Annotated in this window: 12 protein-coding genes and 1 tRNA gene; 10 read left to right on the top strand and 3 right to left on the bottom strand. The window is 65.0% G+C overall.

All coding sequences use genetic code 11. The features are described 5' to 3' along the window. Window positions 1-45: 45 nt before the first annotated feature. Genes AB0N75_RS13810 through AB0N75_RS13800 form a run of 3 tightly spaced genes read right to left on the bottom strand, consistent with a single transcriptional unit; the run spans window position 46 to window position 2,649 of the window. Window positions 46-531: a hypothetical protein gene (locus tag AB0N75_RS13810; RefSeq protein WP_364650822.1), complete on the bottom strand. Its 486-nt coding sequence runs from the start codon at window positions 529-531 to the stop codon at window positions 46-48. Next, complete coding sequence (locus AB0N75_RS13805) at window positions 528-1,556, bottom strand: aromatic ring-hydroxylating dioxygenase subunit alpha (RefSeq protein WP_364650819.1); 1,029 nt, start codon at window positions 1,554-1,556, stop codon at window positions 528-530. The genes AB0N75_RS13810 and AB0N75_RS13805 overlap by 4 nt, the downstream gene beginning before the upstream one ends. A gap of 10 nt (window positions 1,557-1,566) precedes the next feature. Next, window positions 1,567-2,649 (bottom strand): histidinol-phosphate transaminase, encoded by a 1,083-nt coding sequence (locus tag AB0N75_RS13800; protein WP_364650816.1) that lies wholly within the window; start codon window positions 2,647-2,649, stop codon window positions 1,567-1,569. 309 nt (window positions 2,650-2,958) lie between these two features. On the opposite strand from AB0N75_RS13800, the gene AB0N75_RS13795 reads away from it, so the two are divergent. The 10 genes from AB0N75_RS13795 to AB0N75_RS13750 all read left to right on the top strand — a co-directional run bounded on the left by AB0N75_RS13795 (window position 2,959) and on the right by AB0N75_RS13750 (window position 14,259). Then, window positions 2,959-3,903, top strand: coding sequence for an ABC transporter substrate-binding protein (locus AB0N75_RS13795; protein WP_364650813.1), 945 nt, complete (start codon window positions 2,959-2,961; stop codon window positions 3,901-3,903). 49 nt (window positions 3,904-3,952) lie between these two features. Further along, on the top strand, window positions 3,953-4,873 hold the full coding sequence (locus AB0N75_RS13790; protein WP_364651268.1) for an amino acid ABC transporter permease: 921 nt from the start codon (window positions 3,953-3,955) through the stop codon (window positions 4,871-4,873). Continuing rightward, window positions 4,870-5,637 carry an amino acid ABC transporter ATP-binding protein gene (locus AB0N75_RS13785; protein ID WP_364650810.1) on the top strand — a complete coding sequence of 256 codons (768 nt, stop codon included), beginning with the start codon at window positions 4,870-4,872 and terminating at the stop codon, window positions 5,635-5,637. Before AB0N75_RS13790 ends, AB0N75_RS13785 begins: the two co-directional genes overlap by 4 nt. A 22-nt stretch (window positions 5,638-5,659) precedes the next feature. Further along, complete coding sequence (locus AB0N75_RS13780; RefSeq protein WP_364650808.1) at window positions 5,660-6,400, top strand: IclR family transcriptional regulator; 741 nt, start codon at window positions 5,660-5,662, stop codon at window positions 6,398-6,400. A gap of 91 nt (window positions 6,401-6,491) precedes the next feature. Beyond that, window positions 6,492-7,712, top strand: coding sequence for an alpha-hydroxy acid oxidase (locus AB0N75_RS13775; protein ID WP_364650805.1), 1,221 nt, complete (start codon window positions 6,492-6,494; stop codon window positions 7,710-7,712). A 94-nt stretch (window positions 7,713-7,806) separates the two neighbouring features. After that, a complete protein-coding gene (locus AB0N75_RS13770; RefSeq protein ID WP_364650802.1) occupies window positions 7,807-9,204 on the top strand; it encodes an FAD-linked oxidase C-terminal domain-containing protein in 1,398 nt (465 codons plus the stop codon). Window positions 9,205-9,353: 149 nt separating this feature from the next. Continuing rightward, window positions 9,354-10,535 carry a tRNA dihydrouridine synthase DusB gene (gene dusB, locus AB0N75_RS13765; RefSeq protein WP_364650799.1) on the top strand — a complete coding sequence of 394 codons (1,182 nt, stop codon included), beginning with the start codon at window positions 9,354-9,356 and terminating at the stop codon, window positions 10,533-10,535. Beyond that, complete coding sequence (locus AB0N75_RS13760) at window positions 10,528-11,823, top strand: deoxyguanosinetriphosphate triphosphohydrolase (protein ID WP_364650796.1); 1,296 nt, start codon at window positions 10,528-10,530, stop codon at window positions 11,821-11,823. The genes dusB and AB0N75_RS13760 overlap by 8 nt, the downstream gene beginning before the upstream one ends. Before the next feature lie 107 nt (window positions 11,824-11,930). Further along, the gene (gene dnaG / locus AB0N75_RS13755; protein ID WP_364650793.1) at window positions 11,931-14,042 is read left to right on the top strand and encodes a DNA primase; all 2,112 of its coding nucleotides are present in this window, start codon (window positions 11,931-11,933) and stop codon (window positions 14,040-14,042) included. A 144-nt stretch (window positions 14,043-14,186) separates the two neighbouring features. Then, window positions 14,187-14,259, top strand: a tRNA-Asn gene (locus tag AB0N75_RS13750). Window positions 14,260-14,449 lie beyond the last annotated feature (190 nt).

Below are 14,449 nucleotides of genomic sequence, written 5' to 3'. Positions count from 1 at the left end.
TGGCGTCAGCAGGCCGGCTCCGATCAGGCGCTCGGAGGTGGATTCTTAAGGAACCCAGCCGATGGCGCCGACGCCCTCCAGCCGCACGACGGCAACGGAGGCGGCCGCGCCGTCTTGCGGTTCGAGCGAGAGGTCGTACGGATCGTCACCCTCCAGGATCATCACGTCCAGCTCGCCGAGCCGGTGGCGGCCCTCGGCCAGCGTCAGGCCACGGCCCACGACGACAGCCACCACCTCCTGCGTCCCGCGGCCGATCCGCTGCAGGCCGTCCAGTTGGAGCACCTCGATCGAGGGTAAGGCCGCGGTCGGATCCGCGCACACTTCCAGTCGGGAGACGGATCCGTCGCCGCGGGTCAGGCCCGCGCTGACCCGCCGAACAGGTTTCGGATTATTGGTCTGAGGACGATCCGCCGGGAGCAGCCGGAGATCCCATTGCCACAGCTCGCGTCGAGGCGTGTCCGGTGAGGCGGCCAGTTCGAGACAGCCGTCGTCGACATCACGGTGCGAATTGGACCTCAGCAGCAGCCTCATGCCAGCTGCCCGGTGTTCGCCAGTTCCTTGGCCTCGGCGGCTAACATACGGGACATCAGCCTGCGGGCCTTGGCCACGCCGGCGTCCTGGGCAATTAGCACATCCGGCAGATGGGCCGGGCGTCGTTCCATCTTCTTCTGCTGCAGAGCCAAGGCCTCCTCGTCTTCGCGGAGAACGTCCCCGAGGCTCTCCTTGAGCAGGGCGTTGATGCCCTCGTCGCCGACCGCGAAGTTGCGGCAGAAGGCGTAGAAGTACCAGGCGGTGCTCTCCGTTTCCGGGGTGATGGCGTTGAGGACCTCAAGCAGGTGCCCGTCCTCGCGCCTGCCGCCCGGCTCCACGACGCCGGCGTGGATGACATGCAGGCTGGGCAGTTGGAATTCAGTGGTGTGCCAGCGGTCTACCAGCGTCATGCCGGTGGCCTTTTCGAAGAGCGGCGACGGATGGCATTGCGGCATCCACCGGTCAACGCTCACCACGTTGCCGTCTACCTCGACGGTGATTCCGTTCTCATAGACTGCCTCGTCCCCGATGGTGGACTGGTGCAGGAAGCTCTCATGCGTCAGGTCCAGCAGATTGTCGTGGATCAGATCGGCGCTGCTGCGGAAGAGGAACAGGTGCGTGACCCGATCCCAGGCCGGATCGGTCATCCAGTGGGTGTCCGGCACCGGCGTGTTGGCGCCCTTGTCGGGATCGCCCATCCAGATCCACACCCATCGGTGGGATTCGACCACGGGGAACGCCTGTACGACCGCCCGCTCGGGGATGCGCTCCTGGGCGGGAACCCTGACGCAGACCCCCGCACAGTTGTATTCGAATCCGTGATATCCGCACTGAATGTTGTCGCCGATCAGCCGGCCCTCGGACAACGGGTAGGCGCGATGGGCGCAACGGTCGTCCAAGGCGGCGATGCTGCCGTCGAGCTTGCGGTAAAGCACCACGTCCTCACCGAGGACGGTGCGTTTCATCGGTTCGCGCGTGACTTCCTCGGACAGCGCGATCACATACCAGGCATTTCGGACGAACATGGATTCTCCTTTAGGCAAGGCCGCTGGCCGCGGCATTCGACATAGTTTTGGTTTTTTCGGCCTCAAGAGCGTGCTTGAGCAATTCCAGCCCTCGCTCCGAGGGCACACTGATTCGAACGGTTCCGGGTACGCCCAATGCCGTTCCGGGTCGGACGGACACACCGTGGTCGAACAGGCGGGCCACGAAATCCTCCTCGTTCGGGGTCTCGACGAGCACAAAATTGGCTTGCGAGGCAATGGCCGTGTAGCCGGCCTGCTCCAGGATCCGGACTAGTTCGGTCCGCAGGCGCAGGGTGTGGTCACGGACAGCCCGCTTGTGCGCTGGATCCCGCAGGGCGGCCAGCGCAGCGGCCTGGCCCAGCGAGCCCACCGAGAACGGGGCCCGGATCTTCTGCAACGTTGCGATGATGCTGCGGTCGGCCACCAAATAGCCGACCCGCAGACCGGCGAGACCGTGAATCTTGGAAAAGGTGCGCAGCACTGCCACCCGCCCCCCGTCCACCAGCGGCAATGCGCTCTGCTCGGCGGGGTTCGCCGCGAAATCGATGTAGGCCTCGTCGACCACCACTAGTTGCGCCGGGCTCTGGGCCACAAACCGGCTGATATCCGTCAGCGACCGGACGGTGCCGGTGGGGTTGTGCGGGTTCACGACATAGGCGATATCGGCGTCGACATCTGCCATCGACTCGAGGTCGTGCGCCCAGTGGCGCAGCGGTACCTGGGTGAGCCGCGCGTTCACGGTGTAGGTGCTGATCCGGTCGATCTGGTAAGCCGGATCGGCGCAGACCGCGTGCCCTCCGTGGGCCAGGTATGCCGACGCCAAGAGGAAAATCAGCTCATCCGAGCCATTGCCAATCAGGATCTGGTCCGCGTCGACGCCGTGCAAGCCGGCCAGTTCGGCCCTGAGCTCGTCCGCCAGCGGATCCGGATAGTGGTGCACCTGGTCGACAGTCCTGGCGATGGCGGCTGCGACGGCAGGACTGGCTCCCAGCGGAGACTCGTTGGAGGCCATCGAACCCTCGGGGCTCGTGGCGTGCTTGCCCGGCCGGTAGGCCTGAATCCGGTCGAGCCATGGACGTTCAGCGATGGGCATGGTGCGGGCCTTCCAGCTATGAGGACTTGGGTGGCGGCGGAGTGTCTTCCGCCGAATCAAAGAGTTTCCCGCCAGGTATGGTTCGGATGACGTCGTTCACTACATTTCTCTATATGTGATTGTCGTCTTTATATGCGGACACGCTAATGAGGCGCTTGAGGGATGTCAATGGTTCGCATGCCTTTCCTGCGGATAAAAATTGGGCGTTGACAGTGACGTGTCTCACTCCTAGTATTTCCCTAATGCCGAATGGCGTTCAGATATATGAACTTTCCGTGTTCCACTCGCCACTTACTCGGGAGGACCCGCATGACTTCCACCGCCACACGCCCTATCCGCCGCGCGGCCGTTCTGCTCACCGCGCCGCTTCTCACCGGACTCCTACTCAGCGGATGCGGATCGTCCTCGGAGAGCGGCAAAGACGCCGCTGCCGCCGACAGCGCCGCTGACACCGCGAACAGTGCCCCTCTTTTCGATCAACTGCCCGATGACGTCAAGCAGGCGGGGACCATCCAAGTCGGTTCCTCTGTCGATTACCCGCCCTTTGAGTACTACGAAGAAGGCAATAAGCTCGCCGGCTTCGAAGTGGAGCTTTCCCAGGAGCTGGAAAAGCAGTTGGGTGTGACCTTCACTTGGAACAATGCCAGCTTCGACACGTTGCTCCCGGCGCTGACCACCAAGCGATACGACATTATTTTTGGCGCCGTCAATGACACGGCGGAGCGTGAAGAAAGCTTCGACATGGTTTCCTACCTGCAGTCTTCGCAGGGCTTCGTGGTGCAGACCGGCAACCCCACGGGCATCTCCAAGGTTGAAGACCTGTGTGGAAAGCCGATTGCGGCGGTGCGCGGAGGTGTGCAGCCGCAATACCTGGAGGCCCAATCAAAGGTCTGCGTCGACGCCGGCAAGAAGGCGATCGAAGTCCTCACCTTCGACGGCAATGCGGCCGAGCAGCTTGCGGTAAAACAGGGCAAGGCGGCCGCCATGCTGGAGAACTATCCCACCGCGGCCCACTTCGCCGCCGAATCCGAAGGGGAACTGGAGGTTGTGGAAGGACTGCAGGTCGAGAAACGGTTTTTCGGGATGGTCTTCAGTAAGAAGGATCCCGAACTGCGTGACGCCCTGGCCAAGGCATGGCAGGCAATCATCGACGACGGTTCCTACACGGCCGTGCTCGAAAAGTGGCATCTCGCCAGCATCGGGATCGAAGAGGCCACGGTAAACCCGGTCAGCTCGGGTGTGAACCCCAGCTAGTGAAGCGACCAGCGCAGGCTACCGAGGCAGAAAACAGGAGCACGTGGTGATGATCGATAACAAGGTTGAGGCGGGGCCGAATACACCGTCCGCGCCGGCCTCGGTGAAGCAGCTCACCGTGGTTCCGCTGCGGCATCCCGGGAGATGGGTGATGGCGGGGCTGATCCTGGTGCTGCTGGCGCTGGTTGGCCGGGCGTTTCTCGCCGCGGACATTGATTACGGCGTGGTCATCAAGTATCTGACCGTTGGCGGAATCCTCGAAGGGGTGCGCAACACTCTGGTGCTCCTGCTGCTGTCCATGGCGCTGGGCCTGGTGCTCGGCGTATTGACAGCGGTCATGCGGCAGTCGCCAAACCCGGTTCTGCGTTCGGTCGGCGGGGGATATGTCTGGTTGTTCCGGGGTACGCCGCTGCTGGTGCAGCTGCTCATATGGTTCAACCTGTCTATCATCTTCGAAACCTTCGCCATCCCGGGGCTGTTTTCCATCCCGATGAACACGCTGATGACGCCGTTCGTCGCGGCGCTGCTCGGCCTGGGAATCAACGAAGGGGCCTACATCTCCGAAATCGTCCGGGGCGGGATCCTCTCGGTGGATCACGGCCAGCGCGAGGCCGCCTCGGCGATTGGGATGTCACGGGCCAAGACCATGCGCCGGATCGTCTTGCCGCAGGCGCTGAGGGTGATCATTCCGCCGCTCGGCAATGAGTTCATCGCCTGCCTGAAGTTCACGTCCCTGGCGTACACCATCTCCTATAGCGAGCTGCTGCACTCGGCCAACAAGATCTACACCGCGAACTTCAAAGTGATCGAACTGCTCTTCACCGTCGCCATCTGGTACATCGCGCTGACCACGGTGTTCAGTATCCTGCAGCAGTTTTTGGAAGACCGGCTCAACCGGGGCGTCCCGGGAACCAGACCCAGTTTCTGGCGCAGACTACGGCAGAACCTGGCATTGAGGAGGACCGCATGAACAAGAGCGTCATGGTCAAGGCCGAGCAGGTGACGAAGTCGTTCGGAGAACTGCAGATCCTCAAGGGCATTGACCTGGAGGTGACCCAGGGAGAGGTCCTGTGCATCATCGGTCCGTCCGGTTCGGGAAAGTCCACCTTCCTGCGCTGCATTAACCACCTGGAGAAAATCGACGGTGGCCGGCTGTCGGTCAACGGCTCGCTGGTGGGTTACCGGCAAAAGGGGGACAAGCTCTACGAAATGCGGGACAAGGACGTGTGTACGGAACGCGCCAACATCGGCATGGTGTTCCAGCATTTCAACCTCTTCGGCCACATGACCGCCCTCGAAAACGTCATCGAGGGCCCGGTCCAAGTCAAGGGAATGAGCAAGAAGGAGGCCATCGGCAAGGCCCGGCTCCTGTTGGAGCGGGTGGGGCTCGGGAACCATGCCAACGTCTATCCGCATGCCCTCTCCGGCGGCCAGAAGCAGCGGGTTGCCATCGCCCGTGCGCTGGCCATGGAACCTCAGCTGATGCTCTTTGACGAGCCGACCTCCGCGCTGGACCCCGAGCTGGTGGGAGAGGTGCTCGACGTGATGAAGGACCTGGCCAGGTCGGGCATGACCATGGTGGTCGTCACCCATGAGATGGGCTTTGCCCGTGAGGTCGGGGACGGAATAGTGTTCATTGACAAGGGCCGCGTCGTGGAGCAGGGCGATCCGCGTGAGGTTCTGGCAAACCCGAAAGAGGAACGCACCAGGGCGTTCCTGAGCGCGGTCCTGTGATGAAAGGACTAGAAGAAGCACAATGAGCAACTCGGTTCTGCGCGCGTTGGAAATCCTGGAACTATTGTCCAAGGCGGACAGGCCGATGGCCCTGACACCGATCGCCGAGCAGCTGGGCATCCCGAAGAGTACCGCGCATACGATCCTGCGCGCGCTGGTCAGCAGGGAGTTCTTGGTGGTCAGCGAGCACGCATCCTACTCCATCGGGCTGAAGGCCTTCGAAATAGGTGCGGCGCATTTGCGGTCCGTTAGCGCCCTCGACATCGTTACCCCGCAATTGGTGGAACTCACGCATGCCCTGGGCGTCACCTCGCACTATGCCATCCTGGATGCCACCGATGCCGTGTACCTCGTCAAGGAAGACCCGCCGGGACTGGGCATCAAACTCGCCAGCTCGGTCGGGGCCAGACTGCCGGCGCATGTCACCGCCGTCGGAAAAGCCTCCTTGGCTTGGCTGCCCGAAGACGAGATCGCAGGCCACCTGCCGGCAGACGTCGGCACGGGCCCGGGCAGCCAGCTCCTCGACGGGTTTGCCGAGCAACTGGCGAAGGTGCGTCAACAGGGCTTCAGCGTGGACGACGGCGACACGGCGGCCGGAGTGCGGTGCATTGCCGCGCCGGTGTTCAACCCGGCAGGTCCCCCCGGAGCCATCGGGGTCAGCTACCTGCTCGGATCCCCGCTGGAACTGGACGCAGCCGCCGCGCAGGTTGTCCAGGCTGCCGAGCGTTCGACGGCGCAGCTGGGCAAGCGGACCAGCAGATGAAACTGTCTACAATTCTAGAAGGGCACGGCGTGAAGATCTCTGAGACCACGGGCCAATGTTGGCGCCGCCCAAGAAGCGCCGGGACGCCGGCATGAAGCTTTCGGAAGCCGCGCAGCTGGTTTCGCTGAAGCTGCCCTCCGGCACCCGGACTGACCGCAGGCTCGGCCGCTGCCGGACCATCGAGGATGTGCGCCAGGCCGCGAAGCGGCGCCTGCCCCGGTCGATCTTCGACTACGTCGACGGCGGCGCGGACGAGGAACAGTCGCTGCGGAACAACGTGGAGGCCTTCGGCCGGTACCGGTATCTGCCCAAAGCGCTGTCGGATGTCAGGTCGCCCGACATCTCCGGTACGGTCCTGGGCCGGAAGACGGCTGCGCCGCTCGGCTTTGCTCCGACCGGCTACACCAGGATGATCAGTCCGCTCGGGGAGCCGGCCGTCGCGCGGGCCGCCGCAGCCGCCGGCATCCCGTACACGCTCTCCACCATGGCCAGCACGTCCCTTGAGAACCTGGCCTCCAGCCCCGGGGTCAGCACCGAGGACTTGTGGTTCCAGCTCTACGTATGGAAGGACCGTGCCCTGACCATGGATTTGGTCCGGCGCGCCGAGCAGAGCGGCTACCGCGTTCTGGAAGTCGCCGTGGACACAGCGGTCTCGGGCAACCGGGTACGGGACGCCCGCAACGGATTGACGATTCCGCCTGCCTTGACGCTGGGCAGCATTCTGGACATTGGCCGGAAGCCCAACTATTGGGCAAGCATGCTGGCCAGTCCGGTACTGGAATTCGCCAACGTCTCGGACGGTGCAGGCGGTGGCTACACCATTGAGAACATCAGCAGGCAATTTGACCCGGCGGTGAACTGGGACGATCTGGAACGGCTGCGGGATGCCTGGCCTGGCAAGCTCGTCATCAAGGGGCCGATAGGGGATGTGGACGCCAAGCGGGCGCAGGCTCTGGGCATCGACGGCGTTCACCTGTCCAACCATGGCGGCAGGCAACTCGACCGCTGCGTCGCGCCGGTCGACCTCGTCCGGTCCGTCCGGGCCGCGGTAGGGGACGGTTTCGGCGTTCTGGTAGATTCCGGCGTCCGCCACGGCTCGGACATTGCCACAGCCCTCGCTCTCGGTGCAGACGCCTGCTTCGTGGGGCGTCCGTACCTTTGGGGACTCGTAGCCGGCGGCCAGGACGGTGTCGAACATGTTGCTGAACTGCTCCTGAGCCAATTTCGAAGGACTCTTCAGCTCCTGGGCATGACCAGCGTGGATGAGCTCCGCGAGGCCGGCCCCGGCATTTTGCTGCCGCCGACCGCGTAACGCGCCGGTCGGGTTTCTACCGGCCGCGAACCTCACAAAGCACATTGTCAATGGAGCCGATCCCACGGCGGGACCGGACGGTGAAAGGGACCAGATGGACGTCGTTGAACAACTTGCGGCTGCGCTTCCCGGGCAGGTGCAGACCGATCCGGGGCTGCTGGAGGCATGCCGCACCGACCGGTCCGGGCACGTCGCGGACGGGAGCCCGCTGGCGCTGGTCCAGGCCCGTTCCATAGAGGACGTGCAGACGGTATGCCGAATCACGCACCAACACGATGTGCCGGTGGTCACCCGCGGCGCCGGAACCGGACTGGCCGGCGGCGGCATTGCTGGCGCCGGCGAAATCGTCCTCTCCACCGCTTTCATGAACCGGATCCTGGAGGTGTCGACGGCCAACCAGCTCGCCGTCGTCGAACCCGGCATCCTCAACGGTGACTTGAACCGGGAACTGGCTAAGCAGGGCATGTGGTGGCCGCCGGATCCGGCCAGCAAGGATATTTCCACCGTGGGCGGGAACATCGCCATGAACGCCGGCGGGCTGCTCTGTGCCAAATACGGCGTGACGCGGGAGGCCGTGTTGGCGCTGAAAGTGGTCCTCGCCGACGGGCGGCTGATCTCCGTGGGGCACCGTACGGTCAAGGGCGTGACGGGCTACGACCTGTGCGCACTGATGATCGGGTCGGAAGGCACCTTGGGGGTGATCGTGGAGGCCACGCTCAAACTGCGCCCAGTCGTCGCGGGGACCGTTGCGACGATCGCGGCCTTCTTTGACTCCGTCGACCAGGGCGCCGCTGCCGCCGCGCGGATCACGGCTGCCGGCCTGCAGCCGGCAATGATGGAGCTCCTGGATGCCCGGACGCTTGAATGTGTGAGCCGCTACACCGGGGTGGACCTGATATCGCGCGGAAACTCCTACTTCCTCATTCAGTGCGACGGCCCGGCGGCCGAGGCCGATGCGGCGGCGATGGCGGCCATTATCGGACAGGAAGGCGGCCGAGCCGAGATCACCACAGACCCGGAAGAGGCTGCCCTGCTGGTGGACGTGCGTCGGCAGGGCTTCCCCTCACTCGAAGCAATGGGAACCCTGTTGGTCGAGGACGTTGCGGTTCCGCGGGATGCGATGACGGCCGTCTTTGCCAAGGTCGCGGAGCTGGAAGCCAAGTACCAAGTCATGATTCCCACAACCTGTCATGCGGGAGACGGGAACCTACATCCAAGCTTCGTCTTCAGCGGCGACACCGTGCCCGATGCGGTTTGGGCCGCTGCCGACGAGCTGTTCAGCTACGCGCTCACGCTGGGCGGAACGCTCTCCGGGGAGCATGGCATCGGGGTCCTTAAGCGCCGCTGGCTGGGCGATGAGCTGGGCACCGAGCAACTGGAGCTGCAGCGGCAGATCAAGGCGGTCTTCGACCCGCGGAATCTGCTGAATCCCGGAAAGGTCTTCGCACCGGTTCCCATGCTGGCGGCCCCGTCCGCGTCCGGCCACAGCTGAAGCCGCCTCTTGGATACGGACGCAGCACGGACGTCGGCACCACCGAAGCGCGGCCGGGGCGCAGAGACTCAGCACACACCGGCCCGGTTATATGCACAACCGGACTCTTGCCAAACGCGGGATTTGCCCGGTTTTGAGACAATGGACGGGTGACACTTACCGCTGCATCCGAATCGGCCACCAAGCTTGAGCTTCCGCCGCTCAAACTCGGGCCGATCACCGTTGACACCCCCGTAGTCTTGGCTCCGATGGCCGGCATCACCAACAAGGCGTTCCGCCGGCTCTGCCGCGAGTACGGCGGCGGCCTCTACGTGGCGGAGATGGTCACTTCCCGGGCGCTCGTGGAGCGCAACCGCGAGTCGATGCGGATCATCTCGCATGACGAGGATGAGGACGTGCGCTCCGTCCAGCTGTACGGCGTGGACCCCAAGACGGTGGGTGCCGCCGTCCGGCTGCTGGTGCAGGAAGACCGCGCCGACCACATCGATTTGAACTTTGGCTGCCCGGTGCCCAAAGTCACCCGCCGCGGCGGCGGTTCCGCGCTCCCGTGGAAAACCGAGCTGTTCACCGCCATTGTCCAGGCCGCTACGCGCGAGGCCGGCAAGGGCAACGTCCCGCTGACCATCAAGATGCGCAAGGGAATCGACGACGACCACCTCACCTTTATCGAGGCCGGGAAGATCGCCCGCGACGCCGGCGTTGCCGCCGTCGCCCTGCACGGCCGCACGGCCAGCCAGTTCTATTCGGGCCAGGCGGACTGGAACGCCATTGCCGAACTGCGCGCGGCGCTGCCGGACGTCCCGGTGCTGGGCAACGGCGATATCTGGAGCGCCGAGGACGCGGTGCGGATGGTGCAGCAGACCGGGGTTGACGGCGTCGTCGTTGGCCGAGGCTGCCAGGGCCGCCCCTGGCTGTTCGGTGACCTGCAGGCCGCCTTCGAGGGAACGGACAAGCGTTTCCGCCCCGGGCTGAAGGACGTTGCGGACAGTTTTTACCGGCACGCCGAACTGCTGGTGGATTATTTCGAGGACGAAGGAAAGGCGCTGCGGGATATCCGCAAGCATGTGGCCTGGTACTTCAAGGGGTACTCGGTGGGCGGCGAACTGCGGGCCGCGCTGGCCCAGGTGCCCACACTCGAGGTGCTCCGCGAGCTGCTGGCCGAGCTGGACGCCGATGCGCCCTACCCTGGAGCAGATGCCGAGGGCCCGCGGGGCCGCGCCGGTTCACCGAAGCGTCCGGCGCTGCCGGACGGCTGGCTCACCAGCCGGGAACTGAACGCGGACCACAAGGCGATGATTGCCGCAGCCGAACTGGACGTCTCCGGTGGCTGAGGCGCGTACCGGCCATCCGGCGCCACCCACGCCGGGATACACGGACTTCGATCAGGAACGCTGGTACGCGGAGGAACCGAAGAGTACCTACCGCACGCAGTTCGAACGGGACCGTGCCCGGGTGCTGCATTCGTCGGCGCTGCGCCGGCTGGGCGCCAAGACGCAAGTGGTGTCCCCGGACACGGACGATTTTGTCCGGACCCGGCTGACCCACAGCCTGGAGGTGGCGCAGGTGGGCCGCGAACTGGGCCGGACGCTGGGCTGCGACCCTGACGTGGTGGACGCGGCCTGCCTCTCCCACGATCTGGGCCATCCTCCGTTCGGCCACAACGGGGAGGCCGCGCTCAACGCCGCCGCGCATGCCATCGGAGGGTTCGAAGGCAACGCCCAGACGCTTCGGCTGCTCACCCGGCTGGAGCCGAAGATCCTGCGCCCGGACGGTTCTCCGGCCGGCCTGAACCTGACCCGGGCCAGCCTCGATGCCGCCTGCAAGTACCCGTGGTCTGCGGACGACGCGCCGATCATCCACGGCAAACGGACCAGTAAGTTCGGCGCCTACGAGGACGACCTTCCCGTCTTCAACTGGCTGCGCCAAGGAGCCGCCGAGCGCCGCTCCTGCCTGGAGGCCCAGGTGATGGACCTGGCCGACGACATCTCCTACTCGGTGCACGACGTCGAAGACGCCATTGTGGCCGGGCGCCTCCAGCTCAAGTGGCTGGACAGCGCCGACACCCGCAGCAGGGTGATCGGCTACACCCAGCAGTGGTATCTCCCCACCAGCGACGCCCAGGAAGTGGACGACGCCCTCACCCGGTTGGAGCAATCCGGTGTCTGGGTGCGCGAGGCGGACGGCAGCCGCAAGGCGATGGCCGCGCTGAAGGACATGACCAGCCAGCTGATCGGCCGCTTCTGCTCCAGCGCGATGGAGGCCACCCGCTCCATCTACGGCCCGCAGCAGCTGACCCGCTACGAGGCTGAGCTGGTGGTGCCGCAGGGGACCGCCACCGAGATCGCCGTGATGAAGGGGCTGGCCACCACGTTCGTGATGACCACGGAGCTGCGCCAACCGGTCTACGAGCACCAGCAGGAAATCCTGCACGACCTGGTCAGCGAGCTCCACGCCACCGGGGAGAAGCATCTGGAGGAGACCTTTGCCTCCGATTGGCGGGATGCCGACGACGACGGTGCCCGCCTGCGCGTGGTGATCGACCAGATCGCTTCGCTCACGGATGTGTCCGCACTGGCGCTGCACGAACGCCTGATGGGGGCCCACCGCACGCTGCTCTGATGCCGCGCGCTCCCGAGCCCTCCTCCACAGGCGCCCGCCCTCGCTCCGCCGTCACCAGCCTGCGGGGGAGGAGCCGCCGATTTGGCGCTGCTGCATAACATAGGACTATGGCCGGACTGATAAAACGTGAAGACATCGATGAAGTCCGCCAGCGCACCGACATCAAGGAAGTCGTCGACGGCTACGTCACGCTGAAGTCGGCAGGCATCGGCTCCTTCAAGGGCCTGTGCCCCTTCCACGACGAGCGCTCGCCGTCGTTCCATGTCCGTCCGCAGGTGGGGACCTACCATTGCTTCGGCTGCGGCGAAGGCGGGGACGTCATTTCGTTCCTGCAGAAGATGGACCACACCACGTTCTCCGAGACGGTGGAGAAGCTCGCACACCGGATCAACTACACGCTGCGGTACGAAGACGGGGGTACCGGCCCGCGCCGGGAGGACGTCGGCAAGCGGCAGCGCCTGCTGGATGCGCATAAAGTCGCCGCTGAGTTCTTCCGCGAGCAGCTGCAGACCCCGGGCGCCGCCGCGGCGCGGGAGTTCCTCTCCGGGCGCGGCTTCGACCAGGCAGCCGCGGAGCATTTTGCCGTGGGCTACGCCCCGCAGGGCTGGGACGGCCTGCTCAAGCACCTGACCGGCCGCGGCTTCACCCAGGACGAACTGCGCCTGACCGGCTTGTTCTCCGGCGGGGATGGATCCGATGGCAGGAACAGCCGGATCTACGACCGTTTCCGCGGCCGGCTCATCTGGCCCATCCGCGATCTGACCGGTGCGACCATTGGCTTCGGCGCCCGCAAGCTGTACGAGGACGATCAGGGACCGAAGTACCTGAACACTCCGGAGACGGCGCTCTACAAGAAGTCGCAGGTTCTCTACGGGATTGACCTGGCCAAGCGGGACATCGCCCGCAGTCGCCAGCTGGTGGTCGTGGAGGGGTACACGGACGTGATGGCTTGCCACCTCTCCGGAATCCAAACGGCCGTGGCGACGTGCGGTACCTCCTTCGGAACTGACCACATCAAGATCGCCCGGCGCCTGCTCTCCGATGATGGAACCGGCGGCGAAGTGATCTTCACCTTCGACGGTGACGAGGCCGGCCAGAAGGCCGCGCTGCGGGCCTTCGAGGAAGACCAGCGCTTTGTAGCCCAGACCTATGTCGCGGTGGAGCCCAACGGCGCGGACCCGTGCGACCTGCGCCTCAGCCACGGCGAAGGCGCGGTGCGCGAACTGATCAGTTCCCGCCGCCCGTTGTTCGAGTTCGCCATCAAGGCCACGCTGAAGAAGTTCAACTTGGATACCGTCGAAGGACGGGTTTCGGCGCTGCGGGCCGCAGCGCCGGTGGTCGCCGAGATCAAGGACCCGGCGATGCGGCCGGGCTACTCGCGTGAGCTTGCCGGCTGGCTGGGCATGGACGTAGATGACGTCGCCCGAGCGGTGGCCGGTGCCGTCAAACGTGGACAGTCCGGGGCCGCCGGGAAGACGGGCCGCGAGCGGGACCAACACGGCCGCGGTCAGGAATCGAACCGCAGCGTGCAGCAATCTCCGGGACGGGACCGGCAGGGCAGCAACCGTCCGTCAGACCGGGAGGGCGGCTGGGGCTCGGGAGCTCCTTCCCGGCAGCAGCCCAACGGCCGTGCCGGGACACCGTACGGCCAGGCTGGGCAACACTCCTATGGAGACGGCGGTTATTACGACGGTGATCCGTCCTACGGGCCGGAATCCGGCCAGCCTGCTGCACCTGGGCCGGCCTACCCGAGACCTGACCTGCGGGACCCCGTCGTCCGGCTGGAGCATCAAGCCCTGGAAGTGGCGATCCAACAACCCGGCCTCCTCGATGCGAACCAGTGGGAACAATTCATGCAGGCCCGCTTCCTGGCGCCGATGCACGTGGCAGTTCACGGTGCCGTGCGGGCGGCAGGCGTGTCCGGTGCCACTCCGTCGCAGTGGGTGGAGACCATCCGCCAAGAGGTGCCGCAGGAACTGCGCAGCTTCGTCTCCGAATTGGCGGTGACGCCGCTGCCGGCACAGAACGACGACGGGCTGCGGCTGTATTGCCGGGGGATCCTCAATCGGCTGCAGGACCTGCAGATCACCCACCTGAAGGCCGAAAAGCTGGGCCAATTGCAGCGGATGGATCCATCAGCAGACCCCGAGGACTTCCAGCGGATCAACCGTGAACTCATGGAATTGGAGATGCAGCGCCGCGCCCTCCGCTCGGAATAGAAACGAGGCGGAAGGCCGGCAGTCGAGCCAGCCGTGTTAGGCGCCACAAGCCGGCTTCCCGGCGGGCCCTCGATTGGCAAGTTCCGGACTGCATTGAGTATGCTGTTTGAAGTCAAACCGCGGATGGCACGCGGATGACTGCTTTCCCCCGTAGCTCAATTGGCAGAGCATTCGACTGTTAATCGAAGGGTTACTGGTTCGAGTCCAGTCGGGGGAGCGGATACAACGAATCCCCGCCTTCAACCGAAGGCGGGGATTCGTTGTCTTCGGGCCCTGACTGGCGCGGCGGGGGAATCTTCACCGCGTCCTAGTTGTACTTAGACAGCAGGTTGTTTACACCGGCTGATGGGTGGGCGGCCTCCGATGGCACTGTGTGCCCGGTGGTGGTTGTAAAAGTCTAGCCATGT

Origin of the sequence: Arthrobacter sp. NPDC089319, assembly GCF_040684925.1 — a bacterium.
Taxonomy (GTDB): domain Bacteria; phylum Actinomycetota; class Actinomycetes; order Actinomycetales; family Micrococcaceae; genus Crystallibacter.
The sequence above is the reverse complement of the archived record's forward strand: the minus strand, read 5'-3'. Positions and strand labels throughout refer to the sequence as shown.